Origin of the sequence: Nostoc sp. DedQUE02, from assembly GCF_034531035.1 — a bacterium.
Taxonomy (GTDB): domain Bacteria; phylum Cyanobacteriota; class Cyanobacteriia; order Cyanobacteriales; family Nostocaceae; genus Nostoc.
Genome location: NZ_JAVRBY020000082.1, coordinates 21,429 through 27,829, shown reverse-complemented (window position 1 = coordinate 27,829; position 6,401 = coordinate 21,429). Strand labels below are relative to the sequence as shown.

General features: G+C 39.1%; 7 protein-coding genes. All 7 read left to right on the top strand.

Going from position 1 to position 6,401, the window contains the following annotated elements; all coding sequences use genetic code 11:
- The first annotated feature begins 330 nt into the window (after window positions 1–330).
- The 7 genes from RMX98_RS32890 (at window position 331) to RMX98_RS32860 (ending at window position 6,353) form a co-directional block, all read left to right on the top strand.
- The gene (locus tag RMX98_RS32890; protein ID WP_322678381.1) at window positions 331–825 is read left to right on the top strand and encodes a hypothetical protein; all 495 of its coding nucleotides are present in this window, start codon (window positions 331–333) and stop codon (window positions 823–825) included.
- Between the two features lie 228 nt (window positions 826–1,053).
- Window positions 1,054–1,377 (top strand): DUF6464 family protein, encoded by a 324-nt coding sequence (locus RMX98_RS32885; protein ID WP_322678382.1) that lies wholly within the window; start codon window positions 1,054–1,056, stop codon window positions 1,375–1,377.
- Between the two features lie 300 nt (window positions 1,378–1,677).
- On the top strand, window positions 1,678–2,940 hold the full coding sequence (locus tag RMX98_RS32880) for an ABC transporter substrate-binding protein (protein WP_322678383.1): 1,263 nt from the start codon (window positions 1,678–1,680) through the stop codon (window positions 2,938–2,940).
- Between the two features lie 7 nt (window positions 2,941–2,947).
- Window positions 2,948–3,898, top strand: coding sequence for a branched-chain amino acid ABC transporter permease (locus RMX98_RS32875; protein ID WP_322678384.1), 951 nt, complete (start codon window positions 2,948–2,950; stop codon window positions 3,896–3,898).
- A 14-nt stretch (window positions 3,899–3,912) separates the two neighbouring features.
- A complete protein-coding gene (locus tag RMX98_RS32870; protein ID WP_322678385.1) occupies window positions 3,913–4,512 on the top strand; it encodes a Uma2 family endonuclease in 600 nt (199 codons plus the stop codon).
- Between the two features lie 50 nt (window positions 4,513–4,562).
- On the top strand, window positions 4,563–5,510 hold the full coding sequence (locus RMX98_RS32865; protein WP_322678386.1) for a branched-chain amino acid ABC transporter permease: 948 nt from the start codon (window positions 4,563–4,565) through the stop codon (window positions 5,508–5,510).
- 51 nt (window positions 5,511–5,561) lie between these two features.
- Window positions 5,562–6,353, top strand: a complete 792-nt coding sequence (locus RMX98_RS32860) for an ABC transporter ATP-binding protein (RefSeq protein WP_322678387.1) — start codon at window positions 5,562–5,564, stop codon at window positions 6,351–6,353.
- Window positions 6,354–6,401: the final 48 nt, after the last annotated feature.

Below are 6,401 nucleotides of genomic sequence, written 5' to 3'. Positions count from 1 at the left end.
AAATTAGATTTTTTTAAAGATATTTTTTGTTTTAATCTACATAATATTGCACTATTTATAAATACTATTTAACTAATTATACAAACTAATGCCCGAATTCAACAAACGACTGCCCGAATTCAACAAACGATCGCCCGAATTCAAGAAACGATTGCCCAAATTCAACAAACGACTGCCCGAATTCAACAAACGATCGCCCGAATTCAATTAGGACTTACGCAAAATCATGATAAAACGAACCGCAAAGGACGCAAAAGACATATTTTAGTACAAATATACTAACTAACTGCTAAAATGCTTTAAAAGTCAGCTAGCCTTGCTTGAGGTAGTATGAAAAAAATCCCAGACACGGACAAAAAGCCCATTTTGCTGTTCCAGCCTACATTTGTAACTACTGCGATAGTGCCACTGCAACCCCAAGAAAAAAAAATCATCAGTGAACGGGAGCGTTTTATAACACAAGTCGAACGCATCAATCAGATGGCGGAAGAGTTAGAAGCAGCGATATTAGAGTTGAAAGCGATCGCTAACAAAATGAATACTCAAAAACGTTACCCACTCTTGATAAAGGAGATATGCAAAAATATTTGTCAGTATTTTGCAGTTAGCATCCCTTGGGTGAAACAAAAGTCTAACGATTCATTTATTCTGACAACGCGAAGAGTTGATTTATTCCGAGCCGAAAGGGAAGCCACACAGTTAGCACAGCAACTTCGTCAGCAAACCAAAAAGAGATTAGCATCGCAGCTACACAAAAAAACCAAGAGTGGGGCTGAGGCTGACAGAAAATGCTCATTCAAAAAGGTGTTAGTAAACAAATCTTAAAATTATCAACATTCAACGGCATCTCACCCTTGAGGTTGTAACAGTTATGCTGATTGAAGTGGCAGAAGGAACTTATTCCTCAAAATTGCTAAATATCACACTGCCATTGCCTCTTTGCCACCAACTATAGTTGCAAAGAGACAAAGCTGCCCTAAGATTTGCACTTCCGTAAAACCAGAGTGTAACATCAGGGACAATCAATCAGCGCACAGAAGAGGTAAAAAGAAGGTGCTAAAGACACTTTTAGTGATTGCCGTTGGTTTTTTACCGTCCTTGTTTTCTCTGTGGATGATCCGCAAAACCCAGCGATCGCGCTTACGGCTTAGACAAGCAGCCATGAATTTTCCAGTGGTGCAGGGACGGCAAAACGCCAGACCTTTTGAGAGCGATCGCTACTATTTAGAAGGGGTGGGTTATCTGATTGGCGACATCAGCTGCAAGTTTAATGCTCGGTCTGGCTACATCCGTTGTGCTATCAATCCCGATGGCCCATGTAACGGTTGCCGTCACTACGAACCCAAAGAATTAACTGATCATCAAAAAAGGACTTAAAATTCCTTACTTAATACTCAATCCACCGAAAATTACCTGCTGAACACAGAGGTTCTGATGCGGAAGATTTTCGAGTGACTCGATCGCACATTCCCAAATAAAACCAGGGAATGATAAAATCATCACTAATTATAATAATTTGTATTTACAAACACTTTGAATATTTCTCTTTGCATGGTGAAATAAGAATGATTTAATAGAATTCGTGCAAAAGTGTAAATCTGCGTTATTTTGTTTGCAGATTATAAACTTTACTATTAACTTTTGCTGAATATCTCATAACTAGATGATTATCCAACGATGAACAACGCGATCGCTCGGACAACAGTATTATTATCAACTTGCGCTTTGCTACTAACAGGCTGTGGTGGTGGCACTACCACAGTAACAAATTCACCAACCAATAGTCCAAATATTACCCCAAGTAACACTCCAAGCAATATCGCAGCAACAACGGGTACATTATCAGGGGCTATTCCCATCGGTATTGCTGTTGCCCAAACTAGTAATGTGGCATTACTAGGTCAAGAACAAGTCGCTGGAGCCAAAATTGCCGAGAAGTATTTCAATAGTAAAGGTGGTGTTAATGGCACACCAATTAAATTAGTGTTTCAAGATACTAGCGGTGATGAAGCCGGAGCAATTAACGCTTTTCAAACTCTAATTAACAAAGATAAAGTTATCGGTATTGTGGGCCCGACTTTATCACAACAAGCCTTTGGCGCTGATCCCATTGCCGAACGTGCAAAAGTGCCAATTATTGGGCCATCAAATACTGCAAAAAATATTCCCGAAATTGGTGATTACGTTGCTCGTGTTTCTGCACCAGTTTCCATTGTCGCGCCTAATTCGGTAAAAGCTGCACTTAAGCAAAATCCCCAACTTAAAAAGGTCGCAGTTTTCTATGCTCAAAATGATGCATTTAGCAAGTCAGAAACGGAAATTTTTCAACAAACAGTTAAGGATCAAGGGCTAGAATTAGTAACTGTACAAAAGTTCCAAACTAGTGATACAGATTTTCAAAGTCAAGCGACCAATGCGATTAATCTCAAACCAGATTTGGTGATTATTTCTGGCTTGGCTGCTGATGGTGGTAATTTAGTTAGGCAATTGCGGGAACTTGGTTATAAAGGCTTAATTGTTGGTGGAAATGGTCTAAATACATCGAATTTATTGCCAGTTTGTAAGGCACTTTGTGATGGTGTGCTGATTGCTCAAGCCTACAGTCCAGAACATCCAGGTGAAATTAACGCGGCTTTTCGTAAAGCTTATACCGACGAATATAAAAAAGAACCACCCCAATTTAGCGCTCAAGCTTTTGCAGCAGTCCAGGTTTATGTCGAAGCACTCCAATCTTTAGATAAAAAGAACAAAGTCAACAAATTACAGCTAGCAGAATTACGGACGCAATTAAACCATCAAATACTTGAAGGAGCATACAATACACCATTGGGTGAAATTGGTTTTACTCCCATAGGTGAAGTTGTGCAAAAAGATTTCTATGTTGCCCAAATCAAAATGGAAAAAGACGGGAGTCAAGGTAAATTTACATTCCTAAAATAGTTGTTAGATGAATATTAATCTGTTTTTGCAACAATTATTAAACGGGTTATCTATCGGCAGCGTCTATGCAATTTTTGCCTTAGGATATACCTTGGTTTATTCTATTTTGGGCATCATTAATTTAGCTCATGGCGCAATTTTTACCTTGGGTGCATATTTCACTTATGCACTTATGGGTGGTAACTTTGGATTTAATGGCTTGTTAGCTAATGCAGCCTTGCCGATAAAATTACCTTTTGCTATATCGTTGATTTTAGGAAGCACCTTGGCAGGATTGATCGGAATTGTGATGGAACGGGTTGCTTTTCAACCTCTACGCCGTCAAGGATCTGACCCTTTACTAACTGTTGTTTCCAGCTTGGGGGTAGCAGTGGTAATTGTGAATTTAATCCAGTATTTAGTAGGCGCGGAAAGTTACACATATCCGGCAAATACTTACGGTAATCTGCCACCTGCGATTAACTTTGGTAGTCCAGAAAATCCAATTCCGATTCGCAGTGTTCAGGTAGTAATTTTTACTGTATCTGTGGTGATTGTGGCAATTCTTACCTATTTTATCAATCGAACTAAATATGGTAAGGCAATGCAGGCGATCGCAGAAGATCCAACTACAGCTAGTTTGTTAGGAATTAATAGCGATCGCTTTATCATCTTAACATTCTTCATCAGCAGCTTTTTAGCAGGATTAGCAGGAACTTTAGTTGCTTCTAGTGTTAGTATTGCAGGGCCATATTTCGGCATTGCTTTTGGTTTGCGGGGTTTAGCAGTAATTGTCTTAGGTGGTTTAGGTAGTATTCCTGGTGCAGTGGTGGGAGGCTTAGTAATTGGATTAGTCGAGGCATTTGTTCCTGCTGAATTCTCTGGATATAAAGACGCAGTAGCCTTTGGTATTTTGTTTATTATGCTATTAGTTAGACCCCAAGGTTTACTAGGACGGCGGTTTATTCAGAAAGTTTAAAGAGACGTAGCGCGATGAAAACATACACTAAAAAGTTAACTTTTGACCAATTTTTAGAACAGTGTCCAGAGTCAGGTTTATATGAACTTGTGGATGGAGAAATTGTAGAAGTGCGTGCAACCAGAAATCATGATGATGTCGCTAATTTTCTATTGTTTGGTTTCAATGATGAGATTAGGCGACAAAACCTAAATTATGTAGTTAATAACACAGCAGTCTTTAAAACTATAACTGCTAATGGCATAGAGCAAGGGCGCAAGCCTGATGTAAGTGTCATAGATAAAGATAAATGGCGCTCAAATCGTTCTGCTTATGCTGCACTTGAAGAACCCATCCAATTAGCTGTAGAAGTGACATCAACTAATTGGGAAGATGACTACATTGATAAATTAGATGAATATCAACGCTTAGGTATTACAGAATATTGGATTGTAGATTATTTGGCAATTGGGCTAAGAGAGTATTTGGGAAATCCAAAAGTTCCGGCTGTGTTTGTTTTTCTATTAAATGCTGAGGGTAAATACGAATGCACACATTTTAGAGGTTCAGAACGGATTGTGTCACGAACTTTTCCTGAACTGGCGCTGACAGCAGAGCAAATATTAACAGCTTAATAGTTGATAAAAGCGATAGTTTGATTGAACTTATATAAAAATATATTAAAATGGCTGATTTTTTCGCTACTTATGCTTCTTTAATTGTCTCTATGGTATTGGGGGCGCTATTAGGGTTATCACTCTACTTACCACTAATGACAGGACAATTGTCTTTAGCTAGTCCAGGATTTTATGCTTTAGGTGGATATATTGCAGCAATTTTATCTACAAAACTTTTAACTTCTAGCAGTGGTTTATTCCCCATTCCATTGTTGTTATTGGAGATGTTAATTGCTGGTGTAATTTCTGGTTTATTGGGTATAATAGTCGGGATTCCCGCTTTACGGTTGCGAGGAATTTATTTAGCGATCGCAACTATCGCTTTTGTGGAAGTTCTGCGTGTCATTTCCCTCAATTTAGACATTACAGGCGGTGCTGTTGGGATTTTTGGCATTCCTCAACCTTTTCAAACCCAACTTGAATATTTATGGATTGCTTTGCCATTACTATTAATTAGTATGGTGCTACTTTATCGCTTAGAACGCGTCCGCGTCGGAAGGGCTTTTATCGCTATTCGCGAAGATGAATTAGCTGCGGGTGCAATGGGAATTGCTCCCACTTATTACAAAGTTTTAGCGTTTACACTAGGGGCGATACTTGCAGGGGTTGTAGGTGCTATTAGCGCTCACTTCCTCAATACTTGGAATGCTCGTCAAGGTACTTTTGATAGCAGTATTATATATTTAACTTTTGTTTTAATTGGTGGTTCGAGAAGTTTTTTAGGGCCGGTAGTTGGAGGTATGGTATTTACAGCTTTACCAGAGATTCTGCGAAGTCTCGCTGATACTGGTGGTTTACCTAATTGGTTAGCACAGTTTTTGCGAGATGGTAGATTAATTATTTTTGGCTTATTAATAGTAATAGGTACAATCTTTTTCCCCCAAGGGCTAATTACTCCAGATATTTTTCAAAGGAAAAAACGAACCGCAAAGGACGCGAAGGGCGCAAAGGAATAAGAGTTTTAGAGAGTTATTGCCTAAGTCTTATATTCATAATAATATGCAAAAATGTCACATAATATTCCAGCAGTTAACAGCAGTATTGTCTTAGAAGCAAGAGGATTGACTCGCCGCTTTGGTGGTTTGGTGGCGGTAAATAATGTATCTTTTAGTGTAAATAAACATGAGATTTTTGGACTAATTGGCCCTAATGGTGCTGGCAAAACAACACTGTTTAATTTGATTACTGCTTTTATTCCGCCTTCCGGCGGTAAATTAATTTATCAAGGTGCGGAAATTTCTCAACTGCGTCCCCATAAAATTGCGGCTTTAGGTATTGCCCGTACCTTTCAAAATATCCGCTTGTTTGGGGAATTATCGGCGTTAGAAAATGTGATAATCGCCCGACATTTACACACTAAAAGTAATATGCTCACAGGGGTTTTGGGATTACCACCAGCACCTAGTGAAGAATTGAAGACTAAGCAGAAAGCTTTAGATTTATTGGATTTGGTGGGATTAAGCGATCGCGCCCACGAAAAAGCCAAAAACTTTGCTTACGGCGATCAGCGTCGGCTAGAAATTGCCCGCGCTTTGGCATTACAACCGCAAATTCTACTTCTCGATGAACCGGCGGCGGGGATGAACCCGAATGAAAAGCAGCAATTGAGTGAATTTATTCGCAGCCTCCGCGATCGCTTCAATTTGACGATCATTCTCATAGAACACCATGTACCCTTGGTTATGGGTTTGTGCGATCGCATTGCTGTATTAGATTTTGGTCAATTAATAGCTTTGGGTGAACCATCTATAGTTAGAAATGATCCGGCTGTAATTGAAGCTTATTTGGGAAATGAATAAGCGATTGAGAATGAGTTACAAAAAAAATTAATTTCGGGATTTTAATGG

What these genes read in the sequence shown, in the direction of transcription:
- RMX98_RS32870 (WP_322678385.1), top strand. Translation starts at nt 3,913, where the DNA reads ATGAAAACATACACTAAAAAGTTAACTTTTGACCAATTTTTAGAACAG.
- RMX98_RS32890 (WP_322678381.1), top strand. Translation starts at nt 331, where the DNA reads ATGAAAAAAATCCCAGACACGGACAAAAAGCCCATTTTGCTGTTCCAG.
- RMX98_RS32860 (WP_322678387.1), top strand. Translation starts at nt 5,562, where the DNA reads ATGTCACATAATATTCCAGCAGTTAACAGCAGTATTGTCTTAGAAGCA.
- RMX98_RS32865 (WP_322678386.1), top strand. Translation starts at nt 4,563, where the DNA reads ATGGCTGATTTTTTCGCTACTTATGCTTCTTTAATTGTCTCTATGGTA.
- RMX98_RS32880 (WP_322678383.1), top strand. Translation starts at nt 1,678, where the DNA reads ATGAACAACGCGATCGCTCGGACAACAGTATTATTATCAACTTGCGCT.
- RMX98_RS32875 (WP_322678384.1), top strand. Translation starts at nt 2,948, where the DNA reads ATGAATATTAATCTGTTTTTGCAACAATTATTAAACGGGTTATCTATC.